Raw genomic sequence first — 25,004 nt, 5'->3', positions numbered from 1 at the left:
GCAGATAAAACGATGGATTGGAAACTTATCCTGCAGATCGCCGGCGTGGTGCTGGGGCTGCTCTATCTCTGGCTCGAATACCGCGCCGACATCCGGCTGTGGATCGTGGGACTCGTCATGCCGCTGGTCCACGGCGCGCTCTACTACAAGGCGGGGCTGTACGCCGACTGTTCGATGCAGGTCTACTACGTGCTGGCAGGACTCTACGGCTGGCTCGTATGGCGCAACGCCCCGCGCAAAAAGGCCAAGACGGCCCGGAACGCGGCAGCGGCAGGACCGACCGATCAAACGGCCCGGAGCGCAGAACCCGCAGCGGCCCGAACAGCCCGGAACACAACGGCGGGACATAGCGACCAAACGGCCTGCAATGCAGGACCCGAAGCGGCCCAAACAGCCCGGAGCGCAGAACCCGCCGCCGTCCGGATCGGGCATACGCCCCTGCGCTATGCAGCAGGACTGATCGCAGTCTACGCCGCGGCGCACGCCGGAATCTATTTCCTGCTCTCCCGGTTCACCAACAGCACCGTGCCCTTCTGGGACGCGATGACCACGGCGGCGAGCATCGTGGCGATGTGGATGCTCTCGCGCAAATACATCGAACAGTGGCTCGTCTGGCTGGCCGTCGATCTGATAACGATCGGGCTGTATCTCTACAAGGGAATCCCCCTCACCGCGGGACTCTACGCCCTCTACTCGGCGCTGGCCGTGGCCGGATACCTGCGCTGGCGCAAGCTCGCGGCACAAGAAACGACCGGCGCCGCAAAGTAACGCAGGCGAAGAATCACTACGGCGCAAACCACCGCCGACGCTGAGCAACACAACGCGAGTGAGACACAGCAGAGCCGCACAACGCGGAACGGCGCCGGCACTGGGCCGCCGAAACTCGGCGACCATTACGAATAACGCAGTAACGCAGGGTACGCCCCACGTTACTGCGTTATTGCATCCGGTTCTTGTTCGCTGAGAAAGACGACACTCCGGCACATCGGAGTCCCTGCCCGGCAAAGAGCGAAGCCTGCCCCGAAAATCTTCTCCGCGTCCCTATTCCGGCAACCCATGCTCCCCGACATAGGCGAGGATCTCCTCGCGCAGCGCCTTGGGCGTCACGCTGCACCGCAGCACCAGCAGGTAGGAGTTGCGAATCTGCTCGCGGATAAAGCCGTCGGGCAGGTCGCCCGTGGTGCGGACGGCGTTCCAGTGGCGTTTGTTGAAGTGCCACGCCGCACTCACCTCGTCGTACTGCTCGCGCAGCAGCACGGCTTCGGCCGGATCGCATTTCACGGCGACCCATTCGAATTCGGCCATGTCGGCGCAGGCGAACATCTTGCCCCCGACCTTGTAGACAAGGGTCGTTTCGTCGAAGGGCGTAGTCTCTTCGGCCATCGGCAGCGACAGACAGTAGTCGCGGAAAGTCAGTACATCCATAATCGATCGTTTTTTCGTTCCGGTCCGGCACAATTCCGTCGCAGCGGTGCATTCCCACGGCCGGCCGGAATTACTCGCAGCCCAAAGATATATAATTTTTGGCACACGTATTGCGTCCTGCTCCCAAGTAAAATCAAAATCAAGGAAACGATGAAAAAAATTCTCCTCTGTATCTGCCTGCTGTCGACATTCGCAGCGGGTCTGGTCGGCTGCTCGCAGCAGCGGCAATGGAATCACGAACAGCGCAAGGCGATGCGCGAAGCCCTGCGCAGCTACCGTCAGATGGTCTATCTCGACGACCTTTCGGACGATGAATTCGTGCTCTTTACCGACGAGGTGGCCGGTGATCTGGAAGGGGCCTACCCCGTCTATACGACCTTCGTCGAAATGCCGGGCGTGACCGACACGGTCGACATGGTCGTCGTCACGACCATCGTGGACGAGCTGAACGCCGACGCGCACAACATGCGCCATATCTATCCGTACAACTATCTGGTGGCGCAGGGCGTGCTTCCCGCCGGGCTGGACCACCAGCAGCAGAAGGCTTTCTACAACTGCTTCGCAGGCAAGGTGAACGCTGCCTACAGCACCATGTCGCAGTTCTTCAACGCCATACTGGCCGACACGACCGACATGTCGCAGATTCGTCAGATGGAAGCCGGATGCGCCAACGACCTCTTCGACTGGGTGATTACCGAAGTGGAGGTGACCGAGACCGCCGACTGACAGAACCGGGACCCACGTAACCGGGACAACCGGAATCGCACGGCAAACGACGCGCAGCCGCACGGTCCGCGCACAAAAAAGGCAGGCTTTTGCAAAAGCCTGCCTTTTTTGTTTCAGATTCTCATCGGTTCACATACCCGTCAAAAAACAGCAGCGACGAATTCACAGCATTATTCAATAGGAAGATTGTGCTGTTTCAAAAACGAGAGTTTATCCCAATACCCTCTCTGAAAGACGATTTTATCGTTTTTCACATGAAAAAATCCACATCCGCGAAGTCCGAGCTGATCTTTCCATTCCATTATCGCCCATTCTCCATCTTCAAAAATATTCTCTACGATACAAACCATTTCAGCCGTTGCAAATTCATTTGCAAACATTTCATGGATCGCCGTTTTACCTACCACCGGTTTATTCGCAACCTGATGGTTTACCGCATCTTCGGCATACAGCTCCGTAAGACGAACCGCATCGGCGGCATTAAAGCGGTCTATCCACTTTTCCAAAACTTCTTTAGGCGTCATAATCATGCTTGATTTATAGTTCGGATTTACCTTCCAAGCGGCTTCCGAGTGTTATACATCGTTTTTAAAGAGACTAACGTATTATTTTCCGCTTCTTCCCGGAAACGCCGCCCGACACGACCGCTTGCCGCACGCCGTTTTCCGGCGCAGATTCCGGCCGCGGCCGCTACTTTCCCTCGCACGGACACTCGCCGCGCTCCTGCCGGTCGTAGAACTCCCGGCCCACGACGATACGGACCGCCTTGTGGAGAATCGAGAATTCGAGCGGCGTCTCGCCCAGCAGCTCACCGTCCACCTCGACCGAAATTTCGGGCGACGACTCGATGCGGATACAGCTCCCCCTCTCCTGCAGGATATGCCGGATGCGGTAGATGCCGCCGTTGAACAGGTAGTGGAAGCGGAACAGCAGGTGCCAGAAATGCACGGGACGCACCAGCGACACGTCGAGCATACCGTCGTCGGCCACGGCGTCGGGCAGCTGCTGCATGCCGCCGACGTTGTACTTACAGATGCCGATGGCGATGCTGAACAGCAGGTTGTTGTAAACCAGCCGGTCGTCGACCCACACCTTCACGCCCGTCGACTTGTAGCGGAAGAAGTTCTTGACCAGACACCACGTGGAGCGCCAGCGGCTTTTGCGGTCCTTTTTCTTGAGGTGCGAAAGCTTGCGCACCATCCGCGCGTCGAAACCCGCGCCCGCTACGTTGGCCATATAGCGGCTCTGGCGGTAGTGCGACTCCTCGTACGACACCACGCCCACGTCCTGCAGGAACGAGTAGCCCTCGCCGATGGCCTTCACGGCATCCTGATAGCGGTTCGAAATACCGAACGTGCGGACCCAGTCGTTGCCCGTTCCCACGGCGATCACCGCCAGCAGCACCTCGTCGGGACAGACCTCCTGCTGGATGAAAAGTCCGTTCACCACCTCGTGCAGCGTGCCGTCGCCGCCCACGACGATGATATTGCGGTAACCCTCCTTGACGGCCGACACGGTAAGTTCCGTGGCGTGGAACTTATGCTCCGTGAAGACCGGTTCGCAGACGATATGGGCGTCGCGCAGGAGCTTCGATATCTGCGGAAAATGGTCAAGCCCGCGGCCGCCTCCGGCCACGGGATTGACAATGACGAACCATTTGACCTTGTCGGCTTCCAAAGCGCACTACTTTTTGGGAATATTGCGCAGCGTATCGACCATGAAGTCGTAGAACTTGCCCACCGACGCGATCTCCACCTTCTCGTCGGGCGAGTGGGGATAGCAGATCGTAGGTCCGAACGAAATCATGTCCATCTTGGGATATTTGCTGCCGATGATGCCGCATTCGAGTCCGGCGTGAATCGCCGTCACGGCGGGTTCCTTGCCGTAGAGGGCCTTGTAGGAAGCAGTCATGGCCTTGAGGATCGGCGACTCCATGTTCGGATTCCAGCCGTCGTAGCTGCCCGTGAGCTGTACCTTGGCCCCGGCCAGAGAGAATACCGCGGCGATCGCTTCGCCCAGCGCGGCCTTCTCCGAGTTCACCGAGCTGCGCAGCAGGCACTGCAGTTTGACGCTCTTGCCGTCGGAGACCACGCGCGCGAGGTTGCTCGAAGTCTGCACCAGTCCGGGCATCGACACCGACATGCGCTGCACGCCGTCGGGACATCCCACAACGGCTTTGGTCAGCTGGGCGGCCACGTCGGCGGCGATCCGCTCCTTCGGGGCTTCGCACTCCTTCAGTTTGATCGACACGGCGTCCTCAATACCGGCATATTCGGCCTTAATGACCTTTTCATAGGCTTTCAGCTCCTTGGCGAAAGCTTCGTACTCCTTGGTTTTGACCATCACGACCGCCTCGGCTTCGCGGGGAATGGCGTTGCGCAGGCCGCCGCCGTCCACCGAACAGAGCACCAGATCGCGCGACGCCGACGCGGCGTTCAGGAAACGGAACAGCACCTTGTTGGCGTTGGCGCGCTGGCAGACGATCTGAATGCCCGAATGGCCGCCCTTGAGTCCCTTGACCGTGATCCGGGCCGCGGTGTAGTTGCGCGCGGGCGTCGGCTCGGCGGCATATTTGAAGACGATGTTCGCGTCCAACCCTCCGGCGCAGCCCACGTACAGCTCGCCCTCGGTCTCCGAGTCGAGATTCAGCAGGATGTCACCGTGCAGCAGCCCCTTTTTCAGCCCGAAAGCGCCGTCCATCCCCGTCTCCTCGGTGGCCGTGAAGAGCGCTTCCAGCGGACCGTGTACCAGCGAATCGTCCTCCAGCACGGCCAGAATGGCCGCCGCGCCGATGCCGTTGTCCGCACCGAGCGTCGTGCCGTCGGCCGTCACCCACTCGCCGTCGACATAGGCGTCGATCGCATCTTTCGTGAAGTCGAACTTCTTGTCGTTGTTCTTCTGGGGCACCATGTCGAGGTGGGCCTGCAGGACCACGCCCTTGCGGTCCTCCATGCCTTTCGAGGCGGGTTTGCGGACATAGACGTTATGTGCGGCGTCCTCCTTGCATTCGAGTCCTTTCTCCCGTGCGAAATCCATGACGTATTTGCGGATCTTCTCCTCGTGCGACGAGGGGCGCGGAATGCGTACGATCTGAGCGAAATGCTTCCAGACCAGCGCCGGCTTCAGGGCCGCGAGATTGCGTGTGTCGTTCATAAAAGTAGGTTTTAATGATATGTTATCGTTTTGCGTATTCTTTCATTCTCGTTCAGCCCTGCCGTCGTTGCCGCCGCCTTTGGCGTCGTTTGCAGGTCTGCTTCTCCCCTAGCCTGCCGCTTCGGCGACGCGCCGTAATTTCCTCCCCGGAGGGGACTTTCGCAGACGGCCGGAAGGCCCGTCCCGGAGCGGCCCCGTCCTTACTTTTCAGCTTTGGACAGGTCCGTCCCGCACTTGTCGAACGCCTCGACGATATGCTTCACCAACGGGTGGCGCACGATATCGCGCACGTCGAATTCGACGATGCCGATGCCCTCCACCTCGCGCAGAATCTCCATCGTGCGCACCAGCCCGCTGTCGCTTTTGCGCGGCAGGTCGATCTGCGTCACGTCGCCCGTGACGATGAACTTGGCGTTGCGGCCCATGCGCGTCAGGAACATCTTGATCTGCGAGAGCGTCGTGTTCTGCGCCTCGTCCAGAATGACGAAGGCGTTGTCGAGCGTGCGGCCGCGCATGTAGGCCAGCGGCGCGATCTGCACCGTGCCCTCCTCCAGATACTTCGCCAGCTTGGCAGGCGGAATCATGTCGTTCAGCGCATCGTACAGCGGCTGCAGGTAGGGGTCCAGCTTCTCCTTCATGTCGCCGGGCAGGAAACCCAGCTTCTCGCCCGCTTCGACCGCCGGGCGCGTGAGGATGATGCGCCGCACCTGCTTCTCCTTCAGGGCGCGCACGGCCAGCGCAATGGCCGTATAGGTCTTGCCCGACCCGGCGGGTCCCACGGCGAAGAGCAGATCGTTCCTGTCATAAAGTTTCACCAGCCTGAGCTGGTTGACCGTGCGGGCGCGGACGATGTTGCCGTTGTTGCCGTAGACGATCACGTCCTTGTCCACCGGAGCCTCCTGCGCAGCGATGCCACCCGCGAAGCACTGGTCGATGACCTGCGACGAGATGTGTCCGTATTTGAGATAATAGGCCACCAGCCCCTCCATGCGTTCCTCGAAACGCCGCGTCTCGGCTTCGGAACCGAGGACTTTGAGCGAAGAGCCCCGCGCGACGATCCTGAGCTGGGGGTGAAGCGATTTCAGCTGGTCGAGGTAGACATTCCGGGGTCCGTACAACTCGCGGGGGTCTGCACCCTCGATGAGTATCTCTTTTCCGACTGCGTCTGTCATAGGCTAAAAAAGGTATCCGAAGTTAAGCGCCACGTTATACGTGCGGAGTTTGTCGAGCTTGCCGCCGTCGGGAAGCACCACGTCCTTCTTGCTTTTGAACTGGCCGTTGTAGCGCAGGTCCACCAGCAGGTGGCCCAGCAGCTTGACGCCCGCACCCACCGTGTAGGACATCGTGGGACGCACGCGGCCGAAATCGAGCAGGTCGCCGCCCGACTTCTGCTTGCAGTCGTTCATCACCGTAAAGACGGGACCGGCATAGATCCGCACGGGACGCAGCAGGCGGAACGACAACAGCACCGGCACGTCGATCGAATTGGACTTGAGGTTGATCTCCTTCTGCCCTTCGGGGCGGATGCGGAGTCCCTGACGCACATAGAGTATCTGCGGTTCGACGGCGAAAGCCCCCAGATTGACCGCCGTGGTGATACCGGCCTGCCAGCCCAGTTTGTTCTTGACGTCGGTGCCCGACATGTTGGTCGTATAGTCGGGGATGTTGATGCCGCCCAATACGCCCCATTCGATCCGGGCGCGGGGCCGCTGCGCCGCGGCAGAGAGCGCGCAAACGACCAGCAAAGAGGTTACTACGATCTTACGAATCATCGTTTTCAGTTTTTATTGCTTTATTTTCAGTTTGAAGCTCGCCCAGAGCATGTAGCCCACGCACAGGGCGACGAACAGCATGCCCCAGTGCGCATCGCCGCTCCAACGGACAATGGCCCCGCAGACGGGTCCCGAAACGGCTCCCGCCGAGATGGCCAGAATCATCAGTCCCGCCACTTCGTTGGCCTTTTCGGGCACGGCCTTGGTCGCCACGGCGTAGAACGTCGCGAAAACGCAGGCCATGGCGAATCCCGTCAGCCCCACGGCGGCGTAGACCGCCGTTTCGCCGCGCACCAGCAGCAGCACGGCGCAGAGCGCCAAAGCCCCCGCCATGTTCCAGCGCAGGTATTTCACGTCCGACACCCGCACCAGCACCCACGCCCCGACGAGCGTGCCGACGATGCGGCAGGCGTAGAAGCCCGTGGTGGTGAGTATCGAATCGGGGTTGTCGATCAGCCGCACCGAGAGGAATCCGATCCCCACGTCGCCCGCGATGAAACACGCCACGCCCAGCGTGCAGAGCAGCACCGTCGGGTTTCCCAGCAGCCGGAAGCAGTCGGCCATGCCCGCGGCGCGGTCGCTGCGCGGCGGTTCGGCTACCGAAGTCGCCTGCAGCCAGATGCCGCCCAGCACCGTAAGGCCCGCATAGATCGGCAGCAGCAGACGCCACGATCCGGTGAGCGCCACGAGTGCGGTGACGATCGGCGCCAGCAGCAGGAGCGAGGTGTTGCGGAAGATCTGGCCCACGGTGAGGTAGCTGGTCATCCGCTCGCCCGGTACGATGGTGGCCAGCAGGGGGTTGATCGCCACCTGAATCGCCGTATTGCCCACGCCCAGCAGTCCGAAGCCGGCGAAATACCACCCCAGCGCGCACCCTTCGCCCGCAACGTAGGGGACCATCAGACCGACGACCGTAAAGGCGTAGCCGATCAGCGCGGTTGCCTTGCGGCCTATGCGGTTCATCAGCGCGGCCAGCGGCGTGGAGAGCACCAGAAACCACAGGAAAACCATCGTGGGCAGGAAACTCACGGCCGCCTGCCGCGACGCGGGAAACTCCAGTGCGATACGTCCCGTGATCGGGGCCACCATATCGCAGAAACCCATTATGAAGAAGCCCATCAGCACGGGGCCGAGCACTCGTTTATCTACTTTACCGACACGCATGAGCGACGAAATTTCAGGTATACAATTTTTCAAAGTTACATTTTTTTCCATAAAAACCGATTCCCGGAGAGCGATTATTTCACAATTCTTTATCTTTGCGGCGCAATTACCGAATCCCGATGGACAAAAAACGTGCGAGATATGCAGCTTCGCTGGGGTTGGTCGCGGCCATGGTCGCCGCCGCCGAACTGCTGGGCGAACAGGAAGTCGTTTTTCCCGAAATCGCCGCACTGGCAGCAGGCATGTGGGTAATCGACAAACAAGTCTGGCGCATCGGCCGCAGGCAGGCCGTCTGGCTGATGACCCTCGCGGCGGCGGCCGGTTGGCTGATCGCCCGGATTCCGGGACTGCCCCCGCCGGGCGGCATCGCCCTCGGGTTCCTCTTCGCGGCAGGCTGTCAGGTCCTTACCCGCACCTCGCTGGCGCCGATGCTCTCGGCCTGCCTGCTCCCCGTCGCGCTCGGAGCCGACAGCCCGGTCTATCCGGTCGCGGTTTTCCTGCTCACGCTCACGCTCTCGGGCGGCCAGCTGTGGATGGAACGCCGCAAACTGCGCACGCCGCTGCCCCCGGTATTCCACCTTCCGCGGCGGCGGGACGAATGCCTGGTCTGGCTCCGGATGTTCGCCGTGCTGATGCTGATCGCCGCCGGAGCAGCGCTGGGTGCGGGATTCCGCAGGCTGCTCTGCGTCGAGCTGGGAATGCCGCAGGCCGCCGCGGCCCTCGCCGCCTGCGCCTGCCTTTTCGCGCTCTTCGAACGCTACGGCCGCATCTTCGCCCCGGCAGGCGCCGTGGCGCTGATCCCGCTGCTGATCCCCGCCCGGGACCTCTCCGTCTACCCGCTGCAGGTCGCCGCAGGCGCCGCCGTCCTGATCGCCGCAGGCATGCTCCTCGGACGCCGGAAACGGTCCGCAGGATCGGCCGTTCGGACTCCGCAGCAGCAAAATGCGGCGGGCGCTTGTTTTTAGCCGCAGATTTTTATATATTTGTAGGAAAGCCAAATGATCGCATGATGTTTCAATTCGCCCATATAGCACCGATAACACTGCCGCTTGAAGACCCGATCCTGAAGTTTCTGCTGATTCTGATCATCATTCTGGCGGCGCCGCTGCTCCTGAACAAGCTGAAGATCCCCTATCTTTTGGGGCTGATAATCGCCGGCGCGGTTATCGGCCCTCACGGACTCAACCTCGTGCTGCGCGACAGCAGCATCATTCTTTCGGGGACCGCCGGCCTGCTCTACATCATGTTTCTTTCGGGACTGGACATGGATACGTCCGACTTCAAAAAAAGCGGCTGGCGCAGTCTCGTCTTCGGACTCTACACCTTCTGCGTACCGCTCGCGCTCGGCATTCTGGCAGGTTATTACATTATGGGATTCTCCATCTACTCCTCGATCCTGCTTGCCGGACTCTTCGCCTCCCAGACCCTTATAGCCTATCCCATCGTCAGCAAGCTCGGCATCTCGCGCGACAAGGCCGTCACGATCGCCGTCGGCGGCACGGTCATCACCGACACGCTGGCCCTGCTGCTGCTCACGGTGATCGTCGGCATGGCCACAGGCAACGTGGATGAAAGCTTCTGGTGGAGGCTCAGCGCCTCGGTGCTGTTGTGCATCGGCATCATCCTGTTCCTCTTTCCGCTGCTGGCGCACTGGTTCTTCAAACAGTGCAGCGACAACGTATCCCAGTATATCTTCGTGCTGGCGATGGTCTTCCTCGGCGCCTACCTCGCACAGCTCGCGGGGCTGGAACCGATCATCGGCGCCTTCCTCTCCGGTCTGGCCCTCAACCGGCTCATACCCCGCACCTCGCCGCTGATGAACCGCATCGAGTTCGTGGGCAACGCCATCTTCATCCCCTTCTTCCTCATAGGCGTGGGCATGCTCATCGACTACCGGGCCTTCTTCCGCGACTGGGAGAGCATCGAAGTGGCGCTGATCATGATCGTCCTGATCACCGCCGCCAAATACATCGCCGCCTATCTCACGCAGAAGACATTCCGTCTCTCACCGGACCAGCGCACCGTGATCTTCGGACTGAGCAGCGCCCATGTCGCGGCGACGCTCGCGGCGGTGATGGTCGGCTACAACGTCATACTGGGCCACACGCCCGACGGCGAGCCGATCCGCCTGTTGAGCGAAAGCGTGCTCAACGGCACGATCCTGATGATTCTGGCCACCTGCACGGTCTCGACCTTCGCCACGCAGCGGGGCGCGCACAACATCGCCATGCGCAATGCGCAGGACGACGACGAACAGCCCCAGCAGGAGGACCACATCCTCATTCCGGTCGCCAACGAGCAGACCGTGAGCGAGCTGGTAAGCCTGAGCACGACCCTCAAGAAAGCCAAATCCCGCAACGGACTCTACGCCCTGAACGCCATCGACAACAAGGTCGAGGACCCCACGGTCGAAAAGCGGGGCCGCAAAATCCTCGACACGGCCGCCAAAGCCGCCGCCGCGTCGGACAACTACCTGCAGGCGCTGCTCCGCTACGACGTAAACATCGCCAACGCCATCGTCAGCGTGGTCAAGGAGCGCAGCATCACCGACATCGTGATGGGCATGCACCACGACCGCACGCCGGGCGGTTCGGGCATCGGCCGCATGGCCGCCGACGTGCTGGGCCAGAGCAATGTCACCACCTATCTCTACCACCCCGCGCAACCCCTGCCGACCATCAAGCGGCATCTGGTGGTCGTGCCGGAGAAGGCCGAAAAGGAGGCCGGATTCCAGATGTGGATTCAGAAACTGCGCAACATCGCCGACAATTCGGGCGCCCGGATCGTGTTCTACGCCCCGGAAAACACCATGCAGTACCTGTGCCCCACCCGCGGCAAACGCTCGGCCAAGGCCGAATACGTGGTCTCCAACCCGTGGGACGACCTCACGGCGCTCACTTACGAGACCAAACGCGACGACTGCCTGTGGGTCGTGATGAGCCGCCGCGAGCGGGTCTCCTACCACCCCGCCATGAGCAAGGTCCCCGCCTGCATGGAGCAATTCTTCGCCGACAACAGCTTCGTACTGGTCTACCCCGTACAGGCCGGCGACACGGAGAGCTGGTATATATAATAAGTATCCGGACGAGTATTCTCTGTCCTGCAGTTTTTACAGAGTGTGTTCCGCAAGAGTCCCGCGCATTTGGTTTTGCGCCCGACCTGCACTATCCGTGCAGCATACAGGCGGCGTACGGACAATGCTCAAATAAATTTGGCATTGCGCCCGACTTGCACTATCTTTGCCCTAAGAAAAAAGAAAAGAATATGAGCCTTGTAGCAATCGTGGGCCGTCCTAACGTCGGCAAAAGCACCCTCTTCAACCGTCTGGTGGGCCAGCGGAAGGCCATCGTCGATGCGACGGCCGGCACCACCCGCGACCGCCACTACGGCAAAACGGACTGGAACGGAAAGGAATTTTCGGTGATCGACACCGGCGGCTACACCGTCAATTCGGAGGATATTTTCGAAGACGAAATCCGCCGTCAGGTACTGCTGGCCATCGACGAGGCCGATGTGATCCTCTTTCTGGTGGAGGTTGCGACCGGCATCACCGACCTCGACCAGCTGATGGCCGATATCCTGCGCCGCACCTCGAAAAAGGTGATCCTCGTCTGCAACAAAGTGGACAACAACGACCAGATCTACTCCTCGCACGAGTTCTACGCCCTCGGTTTGGGCGATCCGTTCTGCATCAGTTCGATGAGCGGCAGCGGTACGGGCGACCTGATGGACGCCATCCTCGCGGCGCTGCCCGCGGAGACCGTCCCCGAAGAGGACGAGGACCTGCCCCATATCACCATCGTCGGCCGTCCCAACGTCGGCAAGTCGTCGATGACCAACGCGTTGCTGGGCGAGGAACGCAACATCGTGACCTCGATCGCCGGCACCACCCGCGACTCGATCCACACCCGCTACAACAAGTTCGGCATGGATTTCTACCTCGTGGACACGGCAGGCATGCGCAAGAAGGGCAAGGCGATGGAGGACCTCGAATTCTACTCGGTGATGCGCTCGATCCGCGCCATCGAGAATTCCGACGTCTGCATCCTGATGCTCGACGCCCAGCAGGGACTCGAATCGCAGGACCTCAACATCCACAACCTGATCGTCCGCAACCGCAAGGGTTGCGTGATCGTAGTCAACAAGTGGGACCTCATAGAGAAAGACAACAACACGATGAAGGAGTGGACGGAGTTCCTGAAAAAGAAACTCGCGCCGTTCAACGACATTCCGATCATCTTCACCTCGGTACTCAGCAAACAGCGCATATTCGACGTGCTCCAGACCGCGATCCGGGTCTACCAGTCGCGCAAACGCCGCATCTCGACCTCGGAGCTGAACGATTTCCTGCTGCCGCTGATCGAGAACTATCCGCCCCCCGCGACCAAGGGCAAATACATCAAGATCAAGTACGTGACCCAGCTCCCGACGCCCACGCCGCAGTTCGCGTTTTTCGTAAACCTGCCGCAGTACATCAAGGAGCCATACCGCCGGTTCCTCGAAAACAACATCCGCGACCACTGGGATTTCGCCGGGGTGCCGATGCAGATTTATTTCCGGCAGAAGTAAGACGACCGCAATACAAGGCTACCGGACCTTTTTCGCACGGCGAAATCCGGAAGCGATATTCCCGCCAAGTCCCCCTTTGACAAAGGGGGACTTTTTATACTCCGGAGTACCTGTGCAGGTCCATTCCCGGCGGAAGTAACCCGGCTTCAAACGGGAAGGAAAACAGAAAGACCGGACTCCGACTGAGTCCGGTCTCTATTATCTTGAAGTGTCCGCCGGTCTAATTCGCCAGCGGCGTAGCCCCGCCCTCCTGCGGATTTCCGCCGCGGTTGCGATTGCGGTTGCGGCTGCCGCGATGGCGTTTGCGGTCGCGTGTTCCGCGGTTGCCTTCGCCGCGGCCCGATGCGTGGTCATTATCCGCCGGCGCAGCCTGCGGAGTCCCGACGCCGTTTTCGGCCGGCGCCGCAGCCGCACGCTCTCTGTCGCCGCGACGATCGCGATTACGGTCGCCATCGCCCCTGCTTGAGCGTCCTCTGTCGCCTTTATCGCCGCGTCCACGGCCGCGGCCGGAACCTCCGCGTCCCGATCCCCCGTGGCCGCCCCTGCCGCCGCGGCCGAAACGTCCGCGGTTTTCGTCGGGTGCGTATTTCGGGCCTTCGCCCACGCTTGCGGGCAGTTCGGCTTTGCGGATATCCCGCTCGATAAACTTCTCGATGGCGTGGAATTTCCCCTGTTCCTCCTCGCTGACGAAGGTCACGGCAGCGCCGGTCGCCGCGGCACGCGCCGTACGGCCGATGCGGTGGATATAATCTTCGGGGTCGTGCGGCACGTCGTAATTGATGACCAGTCCGATGTCCTCGATGTCAATGCCGCGCGCCACGATGTCGGTGGCCACGAGGATCGAGACCTTGTTGTTCTTGAAGTCGAGCATCACCTCCTCGCGCTGGGCCTGCTCCAGATCGGAGTGCATGGCCGCCACGTTGAGTTTCATGCGTTTGAGCGTATGGGCCAGCTCCTTGACCTTCATCTTCGACGACGAGAAGATGATCGTCTTCGACTCGGTCGGCTCGGCGAACATCTCGCGGATGATGCCCAGCTTCTGGTTCTCATAGCAGACATAGGCCGACTGGTCGATAGCCTCGTTGGGTTTCGAAATGGCGATATTCACCTCGGCGGGATTGCGCAGAATGGTCTTGGCCAGTTCGCGGATCTTCGGGGGCAGCGTCGCCGAGAACATGATCGTCTGCCGCTCCTTTGGCATGTACGAGACGATCTTCATGATGTCCTCGCTGAAACCCATGTCGAGCATGCGGTCGGCTTCGTCGAGAATCAGGCATTCGACATGCGAGAGGTCGATGCCGCTGTTCTGGATATGCGAAATCATGCGGCCGGGAGTGGCGATGACCACGTCCGACCCCATCAGCATGCCCCGCTTCTGCACGTCCCAGCCCTTGCCGTCGCCGCCGCCGTAAACGACCGTGGTCGAGATGGGCAGGTAATAGGAAAAGCCCTGAAACTGCTGGTCAATCTGCTGCGCCAGTTCGCGCGTGGGCACGATGATCACCGATTTTATCACATTGTCTTCGTTGCCTTCGAGCAGCAGCCGGTTCAGCAACGGCAGCGTGTAGGCCGCCGTCTTGCCCGTTCCCGTCTGCGCGCATCCGATGATGTCGCGGCCTTCGAGAATCACCGGGATCGTGTGTTCCTGCACCGGAGTCATCTCCTGAAAATTCATATCGTAGAGTCCGTCGAGGATCTCATCCTCCAACTCAAGTTCGTCAAATCGCATTTTACGTATCTTAATTTTATCCTTCTGAAATTTCTTCTCCGAAAAGCGTCGCGGGAGTGCAGCCCGTGATGCGGACCCGCACATAGTCGCCGACGCCGTGGCCGCCGCGGTCGAAGACCACGACCTTGTTCTGCGAGGTACGGCCCGAAAGCTGGTTCTCGTCGCGCTTGGACGTTCCCTCGACCAGCACTTCGAATTCGCGCCCCACGTCGCGCAGGTTGCTCGCGCGGCTCAGTTCGTTCTGCAGGGCGATGATTTCGGCCAGCCGCGCCGACTTCACCTCTTCGGGCACGTCGTCGGGCAGGTGCTTGTGCGCGTAAGTGCCGGGGCGCTCCGAATATTTGAACATATAGGCGAACTCGTAGCCGACCTCGCGCATCAGCGAGAGCGTCGCGGCGTGCTCCTCCTCCGTCTCGCCCGAAAATCCGGCGATCAGGTCGGTCGTAACGGCGCAGTCGGGCAGGTAGCGGCGGATGGCCGCGACCCGGTCGAGGTACCATTCGCGGGTATATTTGCGGTTCATGCGCGCGAGCATCGACGAGGCACCCGACTGGGCGGGCAGATGGATCGCACGGCAGATATTGGGCATTTCGGCCATGACCTCCAGCAGGCTGTCGCTGATGTCCTTGGGATGCGACGTGGCGAAACGCACGCGCAGCAGCGGCGAGACGGAGGCCACGCGGCGCATCAGGCCGGGAAAGTCCACCTCGCCGAAGCGGTAGGAGTTGACGTTCTGGCCCAGCAGCGTCACCTCGCGGTAACCGTTCCCGAACAGCGTCCGGACCTCCGCGAGAATGGTTTCGGGATCGCGGCTGCGTTCGCGGCCGCGGGTATAGGGCACCACGCAGTATGAGCAGAAGTTGTTGCAGCCGCGCATGATGGCGACGAAGGCGCTTACGCCGTTGCGGTCGAGCCGCACGGGAGCGATCTCGGCATAGGTCTCCTCGGTCGAGAGCAGGACATTGACGCCCTTGCCGCCCGCTTCGGCTTCGCGCACAAGCCGGGGCAGGTCGCGGTAGACGTCAGGCCCGGCCACGACATCGACGCCGTGCGGTCCTTCGACCAGCTTCTCCTTCAGACGCTCGGCCATACAGCCGATGACGCCCACGACCAGTCCGGGGTTGGCCCGGCGGTAGCGTTTCATCTCGGCCAGACGGCCCCAGATGCGCTGTTCGGCATTGTCGCGGATCGAACAGGTGTTGATCAGGATAACGTCCGCCTCGTCGATCCGCTCGGTATATACGTACCCTTCGCGCTGCATCACGGAGACCACGATCTCGGTGTCGCCGACATTCATCTGGCAGCCGTAGGTTTCGACAAAAAGTTTGCGTCCGGCGCCCGACAGGGGGCGCAATGTATTCGTATCGAGTCTTAATTCCACGTTTTCGTTTCTGTTATTCGGCATGAATCTCGTTCTTGTCGGGGAACTGCTTGAAGCCCTCGCCGAAAGTCTCGTAGGCGTCGGTCACCACCACGAACGCCGAAGGGTCGATCTCCTTGATCTTGTGCTGCACGAGCCGCACCTCCTTGCGGCTGACCACCAAAAAGATCATGTCGCGCAGCGCGTCGGTGTACATGCCTTTCGACTTGATATAAGTGGCGCTGCGGTCGAGGTCTTCGATGATGAAGCGCTTGAGCTGCTCGTGGTGGTCGCTGATGATGAACAGCAGTTTGTCGTACGACGCGCCGTTCAGCAGATAGGCGATCACGCGCGAGGTGATGTAGATCGTGATGAGCGAATAGAGCGTCAGCATCCAGCCGTTGGAAGCAGCGTCGCCCGTACCCAGTCCGAAACCGATGACGGCCAGACCTGACAGCACGACGAAACCGTCGGCGAGCAGGATGCCGGTCGAGAACTTGATGCCGGCAAACTTCTGCAGCAGCATCGCCACGATGTCCGTGCCGCCCGTAGTCGCCTGCTGGCGCACGACGACGCCCTGCCCGATACCGATGACCACGGCGCCGATGATACACGTCAGCAGCAGGTCGTTCGACAGGTCGAGCCGTCCCCCCAGCAGCAACGCCGGATCGAGACTCTCGACGGCCGCGGCGTCGGGATAGACCAGCCGCGTCAGCATGTTCATGAAACCGGGCGTATAGAGCGCAGCCAGCACCGTGCGCGTACCGAACTGCCCGCCGAAAACCAGCATCGCGGTGAGCATCAGCGGCACGTCGAACATATAGCCGAACGTACCGACCTGAATCGACGGGAAGATGTTGTGGAGTACGATACCCATACCGTAGACGCCTCCCGGCACGAAATTGTAGGGATTGACGAACAGCACGAAACCCGCGCCCATGATCGAACAGCCGAGAAAAATCAGGAACCACGAGCGCCACCACGCCCACGACCCCATCGGCTCCAGCAAAGCCTTTGTATTCATAAAGGTATATTTTTTAGGCAAAGATAACGCAATTCTCCGAAAACCCGGCGTCCCTGCGCCGGATTTTTCATCCGGAAACTGCAAATACGATTTTTTTTATTATATTTGCATTATACAAACCCCGGAAAAGTCACTATGATTCTGACATATTACACCGCCACGACCCTGATTATCATCGCCTATCTGCTGGGTTCGATTCCGAGCGCCGTATGGATCGGCAAAAAATATTACGGCATCGACATCCGCGAACACGGCAGCAAAAACGCCGGCACGACCAACATGCTGCGCGTGCTGGGCAAACGCGCGGCCCTGCCCGTTTTCGGACTGGACGTGCTGAAGGGATTCGTCGCCGTGACGATCATCGACCTGATGAAATACGACAGCGTTTTCGCCGACGGCGCAAACGAAACGTGGTTCTACATCCTGCGCTTCATCGCCGTATTCGCCGCCGTTCTGGGGCATATCTTCCCGATCTTCGCCGGATTCCGCGGCGGCAAGGGCGTGGCGACGCTCGTCGGCGCCATCATGGGCGTAAACGCCCCGCTGGTGCTGCTCTGCTTCGGCGTCTGGTTCCTCGTGCTGATGATTACGCACTACGTATCGCTGGCCTCGATGGTCGCAGGGTGCAGCTTCCCCATTTTCACGCTCATTTCGCCGAAAGTGAACCATCTGGTTCCGTTTGTCGTGTTCTCGTTCATCATCGCCGTGCTGCTGATCTACACGCACCGCAAGAACATCGAAAGGCTCAAGGCGGGCACGGAATCGAAAATCTACATCTGGAAACCCCGCCACGTGAAACAGCAGCCCCCCAAGCCGGAAAAAAAGGAGGAATAAAAACGGCACAAAAAGCTCTGCGGCAGGGCCTATGGTTCAAAACATCGGCAATATGGGATAAAAAATGCCGCGATTTGGCGGTAAAATCGTTTTTTTAGCCTATCTTTGCTCAGCAATTAGGACGCGACCATGTTACAGGAGAATCTGATCAAAATATACGAAACCAGTTTCCGCGACAATCGTGAAATGCCCGCCCTGACCGATTATTTCAAGGGCGAAACTTTTTCGTATTACGAGATGGCCAAGGAGGTCGCCAAGCTGCACCTCCTCTTCAAAAAGGCCGGCATCAGGCAGGGCGACAAAATCGCCCTCATAGGCCGCAACAACCCCCGCTGGTGCATCACCTACATAGCCACGATCACATACGGAGCGGTCATCGTCCCGATCCTGCAGGATTTCACCCCCGCCGACATCATCCACATCATCAACCACTCGGAGAGCCGCATGCTCTTCTTGGGCGACAACTTCTGGGACAATATCGAAGAGGAGCAGATCCGGCAGATCGAAGCCGTCTTTTCGCTGACCGACTTCCATACCATTTACGAACGCGACGGCAAGGCGCTCACCAAGTTCCAGCGCGACATCCTGAAGAATTACCGCTCGAAATATCCGCGCGGATTCAGCATAAACGACATCAAATACCCCGAAATTCCCAACGATCAGGTGATCCTGCTCAATTACACGTCGGGAACCACGGGATACTCGAAGGGCGTCATGCTCACGGTGAACAACCTGACGGGCAACGTGATTTTCGCCCAGCGGATGATCAACACCCAGACCGGCACCTTCTATTTCCGCAAAGGCGGGCGCACGCTGTCGTTCCTGCCGCTGGCGCACGCCTACGGCTGCGCGTTCGACTTCCTTTCGCCGCTGGCCGTGGGCGGACACATCACCCTGCTGGGCAAGATTCCTTCGCCCAAGATTCTGCTCGAAGCCATGGGCGTCGTAAGACCGACGGTCATCTGCTGCGTGCCGATGATTCTCGAAAAGGTCTACCGCAAACAGGTGATGCCGATGCTCGAAAAAGGCCCCATGTCGATCGCCGTGAAGATTCCGCTGCTCAACACGGCCATCTACTCGGTGATCCGCAAAAAACTGCTGGAGGCCTTCGGCAACAACGTAGACATATTCATCGTCGGCGGCGCACCGATGAATCAGGAGACCGAAGCGTTCCTGATGAAGATCAAGTTCCCGATCACCATCGGCTACGGCATGACCGAGTGCGCGCCGCTCATCAGCTTCACGCCCGACAACGAGTTCAAGGCCGGATCGTGCGGGCGCTACCTGCACGAACTGCTCGAAGTGAAGATCGACTCGCCCGACCCGCAGCACGAAGCGGGCGAAATCATCGTCCGCGGCGAGCATGTGATGAAGGGATATTACAAGAACGAAAAGGACACCGAGAAGGTCCTCGAACCCGACGGGTGGCTTCATACGGGCGACATGGCCACGATGGACCCCGACGGCACGCTCTACATCCGGGGCCGTTCGAAGACGATGATCCTCTCCGGCAGCGGACAGAACATCTACCCGGAGGAGATCGAGGACAAGCTCAACAACATGTATCTCGTGCTGGAGTCGCTCATACTGGAAACCGAAAACGGGAAGCTCAAGGCGCTGGTCGTCCCCGATTACGAACAGGCCGAGCTGGAAGGCGTGGACAAGAACGACCTGCCGCAGATCATGCAGAACAACCTCACGGAGCTGAATACGCTGCTGGCGGCGTACGAACGGGTCTCGGAGCTGGCGATTTATCCGACAGAGTTCGAAAAAACACCAAAACGCAGTATCAAACGTTATCTATACAGTCCGTCGCTATTGACCAAATAAAACAAGTCTCAGCAGGTAACCGCATACTTTGGATTCTCTATCCCAAATTCTTCATAGTCACTGAATCCAATTCCAACAATGAGGCGTCACTAATAGTTCGGTTACCTGCTTTTTTACGAAAGTTACCCGCGAATATCCGGGTAACTTTTTTTTATTATCTTTACGGCATGAAAATCACCAAGAAACAGACGATCGGCGAAAACCTGCTCTATGTGATGGTCTGGTCGGCCATCATTCTGGTGCCGGTGCTCAACTCGCTGATGATGTCAGAGCTTCACGTCAGCTGGGAAAACGTATTGATCGCATGGCGCAAGATCGCGCCCTACCTCATCATATTCATCGTCCACAACAGCGTCATCGCGCCGCGGTTCATGCTCAAGCACAAGTATTGGAAGTATCTGATAACCAATCTGACGCTGATCATCGGCACGTTCTGGTTCGTGGACTTCTACGAACAGCACATCACCGACAGCCTGCTCTTCTCGGACCTCTCCGAAGACCAGTTCATCGAGCACCGCAAGGCGTCGTTCACCGATCTGGAAATGTACTGGAACGTGATTCTGGGATTTTTCATGTCGGGGGCCAATACGGGCATCAAGCTCATGTACCAGTCGATACGCGACGAACAGCAGATGGAGGAGCTCAAACAGCAGAACATGCAGGCCGAAATGGATTATCTGAAGTACCAGATCAATCCCCACTTCTTCATGAACACGCTCAACAACATCCATGCGCTGATCGACATCGACACGGAATATGCCAAAAACGCCGTGATCGAGCTTTCGAAGATGATGCGCTACGTGCTCTACGATTCGGGACGCGAAATCATCTCGCTCAACAAGGACATTCAGTTCATCCAGAATTACATCGGGCTGATGCGCATCCGCTACACCAACGACGTGGACATCCGGGTGGAGTATCCGCACGACCTGCCGACGCAGGTCTCCATTCCGCCGCTGCTGCTGATCGTCTTCGTGGAGAACGCATTCAAGCACGGCGTGAGCTACAACAACCCGTCGTTCATCCACATGCACGTCGATTACGCCGACGGCAAGGTCACCGGCACGATCAGCAACAGCCGCCACACGCAGAAAGGCGAAAGACACAGCGCCGGAATCGGACTGGACAATGTCCGCAAGCGTCTGGAACTGATCTACGGCCCCCGGAACTACGCGCTCGACATAGAAGAAAACCCTACGACATACACCGTAAAACTCGTAATACCGACCCTCAATGCTTAAGTGTATCGCCATTGACGACGAGCCGCTGGCTCTGCGTCAGATCGAAAGTTACATACGGAAGATTCCTTATCTGGAGCTTACCGCTTCGTGCAACAACGCACTCGAAGCCCAGCAGTTTCTCGCCGGACAGCATGCCGACCTGATCTTCGTAGATATCAACATGCCCGACCTGAGCGGCGTGGAGTTCGTCCGTTCGCTGGTCGAAAGGCCGATGGTGATCTTCACCACCGCCTACTCGGAATACGCCGTCGAAGGGTTCAAGCTCGACGCGGTGGATTACCTGCTCAAGCCGTTCAGCTTCGCCGACTTCAGTCGTTCGGCGGGCAAGGCCAACTCGCTCTACGAACTGCGCCACAACCAGCGACCGGCCGACGCATCGGAACCCGTTCCGGAGGCGCTGCCCAAAGACAAGGAGTATATCTCGGTGAAGGCGGACTACAAGGTATCGCTGGTGAAAATCAGCGACATCGTCTATCTCGAAAGCGAAGGCGAATACGTGCGCATGCATCTGGCCGACGGCTCGACGATCACCACCCTGTTCCGTCTCAAGAACATGGAGACGGCGCTCCCGTCGGAGATGTTCATGCGCGTACACCGCTCCTACATCGTGAATCTGCGCTGCATCAAAGGCTACGTCCGCGGCCGCGTGTTTCTGAGCGACACGGAGTACGTGCCCATCGGGGAGAATTACAAGGAGAGCTTTCAGCGTTATATCGACGCCAATTTCAAGAATCTATAAAGCCGCGAAGTCCGGGAATCCCGCCAGTTGGACATACCGGCCGTCGCGGTACTCGCAGCAATAGTGTCTCCGGCCGTTGGTCAGAATGACGAACTGCGCCCCCAGCACCGAATTGTAACGCACGGCCTGCGAAAGGGTCCGTTCGTCGATCCGTATCTCCGGGGCCTTGCATTCGGCCAGCACCAGCGGTTCGGCGCCGTCGCCGACCACAACGACGTCGGCGCGCTGCGGCTGTCCGTTGACCGGCACGGCATACTCCTGCACGATGCGTTTAGGCAGCACCCCGCAGTGCGACACGAGGTAGGCGATCAGATGACGCCGCACCCACTCTTCAGGCGTCAGCACGAGGTAAATTCCCCGCAGGTCGTCCCACACTTCAACCTGCTCACCGCGGCGGCGGGCACGCAGCCGGATGGCAGGAAAGTTGAGTTTGGGAAGTTCTGACATCTTTAGTTCCGGAAAATTTACTATCTTTGACCTGCACAAATATACGAACATTTTCGTTAAGCGGGAGCCGAGCAGAGAAACTCGTTTCGCCGGGCGGCGAAAATGAAGGTTAAAAAAGCGAATATATGAGGAGTATTCTTTCGATCATAGCACTCTTCTCGTGCTGCACGCTGGCGGCGCAGGAGTATATTCCGACCTACGGCCGCGAGTTGCCGCGCGGCGAAGTGATCGCCTACCCCACGGCGCAGGAAGCGGCCGCAGCCTTTGCGGGCGACACCCGTTACTTCACCCGTCTGGCGGACTGGACGCAAAAAGGCAACGTTTTCTCGACCGAGTTCACCGTGCCGTTCGCATGGGCCAACCGGCAGGTATTCTTCCATTTGGGATGGGCTTCGGCCGATTACGAAGTGCGCGTGAACGGCAAAGCCGTGGCCTATGACAGCGACTGCAGCGCTCCGGCGGAATTCAACCTCACGCGCCATGCGCAGGAGGGCCGCAACACGCTGGAAATCGTCGTCAGCGCTCCGTCGCAGGTGGCGCGTCTCGAAAGCTGGAAAAGCGATCCGGCCCCGGCAATAGGTCCTGCATGGGTCATGAGCCAGCCCACGCTGCGCGTACGCGACGTACTGACCAAATCGTGGCGCAGCAGCGAGGAGAACGACAAGGTCATGGCTGAAATCGCCCTCGTCGTTAAAACCGAGTCCCTCAATCCGCGCACTTCGCGCATCCACTATGAACTGCTCACTCCGGCAGGCTCCAATGCCGCCATCGGATACAAGGACGTCACACTCGACATGCGCCGCGAGGACACCGTGCGCTTTCTGGCCCGCATTCCAGACAGCATGTTGTGGAACCCCGGACGGCCGACGCAATACACGCTGCGCGTAAAAACCCAGCACGAAGGCCGCTACATGGAGTACATCGAACTGCCGCTCGGATTCCGCACCGTCGAACTGCGCAACGGGCAGCTGGCGGTAAACGGCAATCCCGTCGCACTCCGCACGCGCGAGGTTCCGCCCCAGTTCCCGGCGGAGGAGATAGCCAAGCTCCGTGAGCAGGGATTCAACACCCTCAGGCTCCTGCCGGGGCCCGTGTCGCCGGCGCTGTATGCTGTTTGCGACACGATGGGCATGTATGTGATCCCGCAGGCTCCGATCGACACCCGCAGCAGCGGCGAATCGCGTCGCATCGGGGGCAACCCGTCGAACGATCCCGCTTGGCAGAACGCCTACGTCGAACGGACCGAAGACAGCTATCACACTTCGAAGCGCCACCCGTCGGTAATCGCCTTCTCGCTGGCAACGAAATCGGCCAACGGCATCAATCTCTATGAGAGTTATCTGAATATGAAGAAGTTCAGCGAGACCCGGCCCTTCATTTATCCCGACGCTGCAGGCGAGTGGAACAGCGACGGTTTGAAACTGGAATAATCCGAAACGACCCGAAAACGCATCTGCATCAGGTCCGTCGGCGGATATGCGAAAAAAAATCCTGAAAATTTTTCAGGATTTTTTTGCAATAATAAAAATTATCACTAATTTTGCACTCGCAATCGGATAACGATTGATGCCTCTTTAGCTCAGTTGGTAGAGCACGACACTCTTAATGTTGGGGTCCAGGGTTCGAGCCCCTGAGGGGGTACAAAGCAAAAGACTGATAATCAATGATTATCGGTCTTTTTGTTTTTGTGTGCCTGCCTTGTCGTCGGGCATTTTCGGGCGGGAAAGAGGGCCTTTTCGGGGAAATGTTATACACTTTGTTATACACAAAATCGGTTGGTTAAACTTGTTTGCGCAACAATGCAAACAAATGAATATCAGCATTAACACTGTCTTTCGTAAAGACAGACTGAACAGCCAAAACGCCGCGCCCGTCCATCTGCGTTTAACACAAACTCGGAAAAACAAATTTATCAGTACGGGCGTAACACTAAACATTGACGATTGGGACTTTGAAAATCAACGCATTAAGACCGAAACTCCTGAATTGCAGGCGTTACAACTCCGCATCGACACCAAAATCGACGAACTCCGCCGCAAAATCAAACGTCTTGAAGCGTTAGAGGTCGATGTAACCCTCGACAATCTTTTAGAAACCAACGGGCGGAAAATCAACTGCACGGTCGGCGAATATCTGAAACAGACCATCGAACGGCTGGAAACACTCGGCAAATACGGCTCGGCATCCAAACATCGCTCGTTGTTATCCCGTTTGTCGCAATTTAGGTCGCTGAATATCCGATTTGACGAAATAGACCTTGCATATCTTCACGATTTTGAACTGTTCCTGCGTAAAGAGGGCAACACAAACAACAGCATAGCCACAAAATACGCCATCTTTAAGGCCGCCTATAACAAGGCACTCGCCGAGGGTTTATTCGTGCCTAAAACTACCCCATTCACCAAATACAAGGTCGGTAGCCTATGGACACGGACGAGGAAACGAGCCATCACGAAAGAGGATATACAGGAACTCGTTGCATTGGAGATAGCCCCCAATTATCGGACGAACTATGCCGAGTTTGCACGAGACATATTTCTGTTCTCCTACTACACGGCAGGCATTAATTTTACGGATATGGCTACCCTGCGTCACTGCGATATTGTGGACGGCAGGATTTACTACTCCCGCCATAAAACACAGAAATTATTATCCTTTCAACTTGTACCGAACGCCATGCGGATTATCGAAAAATACAGCAAGGCCAACCATGCACAGGAAGATTATATCTTCCCCATTCTCGACCGCTCGGAACACAAGACGGCACAGCAGATTTTCAACCGAACGCACAAGGTTCTGAGGAAAGTCAATCGAGAGTTGAAGATGCTGGGTGAACAGATAGGATTGGAAATGCCATTAACTACCTATGTCGCTCGGCACACGTTCGCCACCGTCTTAAAGAGGTCAGGTGTGAGCGTAGCACTCATATCTGAATCGCTGGGGCACTCTGACTTATCGACTACACAAATCTACCTCGATTCATTTGAAAAC

The 25,004-nt window shown here is 58.6% G+C and carries 22 protein-coding genes and 1 tRNA gene; 12 read left to right on the top strand and 11 right to left on the bottom strand.

Features of this window, described 5'->3' with window-relative positions; all coding sequences use genetic code 11:
- Window positions 1–12 precede the first annotated feature (12 nt).
- Window positions 13–768 (top strand): nicotinamide riboside transporter PnuC, encoded by a 756-nt coding sequence (gene pnuC / locus HMPREF9720_RS08800; protein ID WP_009598054.1) that lies wholly within the window; start codon window positions 13–15, stop codon window positions 766–768.
- Window positions 769–1,041: 273 nt separating this feature from the next.
- Here pnuC and HMPREF9720_RS08795 read toward each other — a convergent pair whose 3' ends face one another.
- Complete coding sequence (locus HMPREF9720_RS08795) at window positions 1,042–1,425, bottom strand: MmcQ/YjbR family DNA-binding protein (RefSeq protein ID WP_009598023.1); 384 nt, start codon at window positions 1,423–1,425, stop codon at window positions 1,042–1,044.
- A gap of 150 nt (window positions 1,426–1,575) precedes the next feature.
- On the opposite strand from HMPREF9720_RS08795, the gene HMPREF9720_RS08790 reads away from it, so the two are divergent.
- Window positions 1,576–2,151: a hypothetical protein gene (locus HMPREF9720_RS08790; RefSeq protein WP_009597926.1), complete on the top strand. Its 576-nt coding sequence runs from the start codon at window positions 1,576–1,578 to the stop codon at window positions 2,149–2,151.
- 170 nt (window positions 2,152–2,321) lie between these two features.
- On the opposite strand, the gene HMPREF9720_RS08785 is transcribed toward HMPREF9720_RS08790, so the two are convergent.
- The 6 genes from HMPREF9720_RS08785 to HMPREF9720_RS08760 all read right to left on the bottom strand — a co-directional run bounded on the left by HMPREF9720_RS08785 (window position 2,322) and on the right by HMPREF9720_RS08760 (window position 8,240).
- Window positions 2,322–2,675, bottom strand: coding sequence for a nuclear transport factor 2 family protein (locus tag HMPREF9720_RS08785; RefSeq protein WP_022044100.1), 354 nt, complete (start codon window positions 2,673–2,675; stop codon window positions 2,322–2,324).
- Between the two features lie 166 nt (window positions 2,676–2,841).
- A complete protein-coding gene (locus HMPREF9720_RS08780) occupies window positions 2,842–3,828 on the bottom strand; it encodes a diacylglycerol/lipid kinase family protein (protein ID WP_009597971.1) in 987 nt (328 codons plus the stop codon).
- A gap of 6 nt (window positions 3,829–3,834) precedes the next feature.
- The gene (locus HMPREF9720_RS08775) at window positions 3,835–5,304 is read right to left on the bottom strand and encodes an aminoacyl-histidine dipeptidase (RefSeq protein ID WP_009597900.1); all 1,470 of its coding nucleotides are present in this window, start codon (window positions 5,302–5,304) and stop codon (window positions 3,835–3,837) included.
- A gap of 200 nt (window positions 5,305–5,504) precedes the next feature.
- Window positions 5,505–6,476, bottom strand: a complete 972-nt coding sequence (locus HMPREF9720_RS08770) for a PhoH family protein (RefSeq protein WP_009597905.1) — start codon at window positions 6,474–6,476, stop codon at window positions 5,505–5,507.
- 3 nt (window positions 6,477–6,479) lie between these two features.
- The gene (locus HMPREF9720_RS08765; RefSeq protein ID WP_009598037.1) at window positions 6,480–7,076 is read right to left on the bottom strand and encodes a porin family protein; all 597 of its coding nucleotides are present in this window, start codon (window positions 7,074–7,076) and stop codon (window positions 6,480–6,482) included.
- A 12-nt stretch (window positions 7,077–7,088) separates the two neighbouring features.
- Window positions 7,089–8,240, bottom strand: a complete 1,152-nt coding sequence (locus HMPREF9720_RS08760) for an MFS transporter (protein ID WP_014776126.1) — start codon at window positions 8,238–8,240, stop codon at window positions 7,089–7,091.
- 119 nt (window positions 8,241–8,359) lie between these two features.
- On the opposite strand from HMPREF9720_RS08760, the gene HMPREF9720_RS08755 reads away from it, so the two are divergent.
- The 3 genes from HMPREF9720_RS08755 to der all read left to right on the top strand — a co-directional run bounded on the left by HMPREF9720_RS08755 (window position 8,360) and on the right by der (window position 12,809).
- A complete protein-coding gene (locus tag HMPREF9720_RS08755; RefSeq protein WP_009598031.1) occupies window positions 8,360–9,205 on the top strand; it encodes a hypothetical protein in 846 nt (281 codons plus the stop codon).
- Window positions 9,206–9,249: 44 nt separating this feature from the next.
- Window positions 9,250–11,313 (top strand): cation:proton antiporter, encoded by a 2,064-nt coding sequence (locus HMPREF9720_RS08750; protein ID WP_039940332.1) that lies wholly within the window; start codon window positions 9,250–9,252, stop codon window positions 11,311–11,313.
- A gap of 191 nt (window positions 11,314–11,504) precedes the next feature.
- Window positions 11,505–12,809: a ribosome biogenesis GTPase Der gene (der, locus tag HMPREF9720_RS08745; RefSeq protein ID WP_009598014.1), complete on the top strand. Its 1,305-nt coding sequence runs from the start codon at window positions 11,505–11,507 to the stop codon at window positions 12,807–12,809.
- A gap of 220 nt (window positions 12,810–13,029) precedes the next feature.
- Here der and HMPREF9720_RS08740 read toward each other — a convergent pair whose 3' ends face one another.
- From HMPREF9720_RS08740 to HMPREF9720_RS08730, 3 genes are read right to left on the bottom strand one after another with little or no spacing between them, the layout of a single operon-like run.
- Window positions 13,030–14,538 carry a DEAD/DEAH box helicase gene (locus HMPREF9720_RS08740; protein WP_009597902.1) on the bottom strand — a complete coding sequence of 503 codons (1,509 nt, stop codon included), beginning with the start codon at window positions 14,536–14,538 and terminating at the stop codon, window positions 13,030–13,032.
- A gap of 16 nt (window positions 14,539–14,554) precedes the next feature.
- On the bottom strand, window positions 14,555–15,943 hold the full coding sequence (gene miaB / locus HMPREF9720_RS08735; RefSeq protein ID WP_175282406.1) for a tRNA (N6-isopentenyl adenosine(37)-C2)-methylthiotransferase MiaB: 1,389 nt from the start codon (window positions 15,941–15,943) through the stop codon (window positions 14,555–14,557).
- A complete protein-coding gene (locus HMPREF9720_RS08730; protein WP_039940282.1) occupies window positions 15,933–16,922 on the bottom strand; it encodes a YitT family protein in 990 nt (329 codons plus the stop codon). Before HMPREF9720_RS08730 ends, miaB begins: the two co-directional genes overlap by 11 nt.
- Before the next feature lie 135 nt (window positions 16,923–17,057).
- Here HMPREF9720_RS08730 and plsY point away from each other — a divergent pair, with 135 nt between their 5' ends.
- The 4 genes from plsY (at window position 17,058) to HMPREF9720_RS08710 (ending at window position 21,566) form a co-directional block, all read left to right on the top strand.
- Window positions 17,058–17,756 carry a glycerol-3-phosphate 1-O-acyltransferase PlsY gene (plsY, locus tag HMPREF9720_RS08725; RefSeq protein ID WP_009598022.1) on the top strand — a complete coding sequence of 233 codons (699 nt, stop codon included), beginning with the start codon at window positions 17,058–17,060 and terminating at the stop codon, window positions 17,754–17,756.
- A gap of 129 nt (window positions 17,757–17,885) precedes the next feature.
- Window positions 17,886–19,586: an AMP-binding protein gene (locus HMPREF9720_RS08720; RefSeq protein WP_009597970.1), complete on the top strand. Its 1,701-nt coding sequence runs from the start codon at window positions 17,886–17,888 to the stop codon at window positions 19,584–19,586.
- A gap of 167 nt (window positions 19,587–19,753) precedes the next feature.
- A complete protein-coding gene (locus tag HMPREF9720_RS08715; protein ID WP_009597939.1) occupies window positions 19,754–20,827 on the top strand; it encodes a sensor histidine kinase in 1,074 nt (357 codons plus the stop codon).
- Window positions 20,820–21,566 (top strand): LytR/AlgR family response regulator transcription factor, encoded by a 747-nt coding sequence (locus HMPREF9720_RS08710; RefSeq protein ID WP_009597974.1) that lies wholly within the window; start codon window positions 20,820–20,822, stop codon window positions 21,564–21,566. Before HMPREF9720_RS08715 ends, HMPREF9720_RS08710 begins: the two co-directional genes overlap by 8 nt.
- Here the strand turns inward: HMPREF9720_RS08710 and HMPREF9720_RS08705 are convergent.
- A complete protein-coding gene (locus HMPREF9720_RS08705; RefSeq protein ID WP_009598102.1) occupies window positions 21,561–22,013 on the bottom strand; it encodes a type I restriction enzyme HsdR N-terminal domain-containing protein in 453 nt (150 codons plus the stop codon). The two genes, HMPREF9720_RS08710 and HMPREF9720_RS08705, sit on opposite strands and share 6 nt — an antisense overlap.
- 125 nt (window positions 22,014–22,138) lie before the next feature.
- Here HMPREF9720_RS08705 and HMPREF9720_RS08700 point away from each other — a divergent pair, with 125 nt between their 5' ends.
- The 3 genes from HMPREF9720_RS08700 to HMPREF9720_RS08690 all read left to right on the top strand — a co-directional run.
- Complete coding sequence (locus HMPREF9720_RS08700; RefSeq protein ID WP_009598025.1) at window positions 22,139–23,443, top strand: glycoside hydrolase family 2 TIM barrel-domain containing protein; 1,305 nt, start codon at window positions 22,139–22,141, stop codon at window positions 23,441–23,443.
- A gap of 138 nt (window positions 23,444–23,581) precedes the next feature.
- A tRNA-Lys gene (locus HMPREF9720_RS08695) sits at window positions 23,582–23,654 on the top strand.
- Between the two features lie 168 nt (window positions 23,655–23,822).
- Window positions 23,823–25,004: site-specific integrase (locus HMPREF9720_RS08690; protein ID WP_009597908.1), on the top strand; the 1,182-nt coding region annotated here is incomplete at its 3' end.

The organism is Alistipes sp. HGB5 (genome assembly GCF_000183485.2).
Lineage (GTDB): Bacteria > Bacteroidota > Bacteroidia > Bacteroidales > Rikenellaceae > Alistipes > Alistipes finegoldii.
Note: the sequence above shows the minus strand (reverse complement) of the source record. Positions and strands in the feature narration are given on the sequence as shown.

Coding starts and splice junctions, on each gene's coding strand:
- HMPREF9720_RS08790 (WP_009597926.1), top strand. CDS start 1,576: ATGAAAAAAATTCTCCTCTGTATCTGCCTGCTGTCGACATTCGCAGCG.
- HMPREF9720_RS08765 (WP_009598037.1), bottom strand. CDS start 7,076: ATGATTCGTAAGATCGTAGTAACCTCTTTGCTGGTCGTTTGCGCGCTC.
- HMPREF9720_RS08795 (WP_009598023.1), bottom strand. CDS start 1,425: ATGGATGTACTGACTTTCCGCGACTACTGTCTGTCGCTGCCGATGGCC.
- HMPREF9720_RS08700 (WP_009598025.1), top strand. CDS start 22,139: ATGAGGAGTATTCTTTCGATCATAGCACTCTTCTCGTGCTGCACGCTG.
- der (WP_009598014.1), top strand. CDS start 11,505: ATGAGCCTTGTAGCAATCGTGGGCCGTCCTAACGTCGGCAAAAGCACC.
- HMPREF9720_RS08750 (WP_039940332.1), top strand. CDS start 9,250: ATGTTTCAATTCGCCCATATAGCACCGATAACACTGCCGCTTGAAGAC.
- HMPREF9720_RS08715 (WP_009597939.1), top strand. CDS start 19,754: ATGAAAATCACCAAGAAACAGACGATCGGCGAAAACCTGCTCTATGTG.
- HMPREF9720_RS08785 (WP_022044100.1), bottom strand. CDS start 2,675: ATGACGCCTAAAGAAGTTTTGGAAAAGTGGATAGACCGCTTTAATGCC.
- HMPREF9720_RS08775 (WP_009597900.1), bottom strand. CDS start 5,304: ATGAACGACACACGCAATCTCGCGGCCCTGAAGCCGGCGCTGGTCTGG.
- HMPREF9720_RS08740 (WP_009597902.1), bottom strand. CDS start 14,538: ATGCGATTTGACGAACTTGAGTTGGAGGATGAGATCCTCGACGGACTC.
- plsY (WP_009598022.1), top strand. CDS start 17,058: ATGATTCTGACATATTACACCGCCACGACCCTGATTATCATCGCCTAT.
- miaB (WP_175282406.1), bottom strand. CDS start 15,943: ATGCCGAATAACAGAAACGAAAACGTGGAATTAAGACTCGATACGAAT.
- HMPREF9720_RS08710 (WP_009597974.1), top strand. CDS start 20,820: ATGCTTAAGTGTATCGCCATTGACGACGAGCCGCTGGCTCTGCGTCAG.
- HMPREF9720_RS08705 (WP_009598102.1), bottom strand. CDS start 22,013: ATGTCAGAACTTCCCAAACTCAACTTTCCTGCCATCCGGCTGCGTGCC.
- HMPREF9720_RS08755 (WP_009598031.1), top strand. CDS start 8,360: ATGGACAAAAAACGTGCGAGATATGCAGCTTCGCTGGGGTTGGTCGCG.
- HMPREF9720_RS08760 (WP_014776126.1), bottom strand. CDS start 8,240: ATGCGTGTCGGTAAAGTAGATAAACGAGTGCTCGGCCCCGTGCTGATG.
- pnuC (WP_009598054.1), top strand. CDS start 13: ATGGATTGGAAACTTATCCTGCAGATCGCCGGCGTGGTGCTGGGGCTG.
- HMPREF9720_RS08730 (WP_039940282.1), bottom strand. CDS start 16,922: ATGAATACAAAGGCTTTGCTGGAGCCGATGGGGTCGTGGGCGTGGTGG.
- HMPREF9720_RS08770 (WP_009597905.1), bottom strand. CDS start 6,476: ATGACAGACGCAGTCGGAAAAGAGATACTCATCGAGGGTGCAGACCCC.
- HMPREF9720_RS08720 (WP_009597970.1), top strand. CDS start 17,886: ATGTTACAGGAGAATCTGATCAAAATATACGAAACCAGTTTCCGCGAC.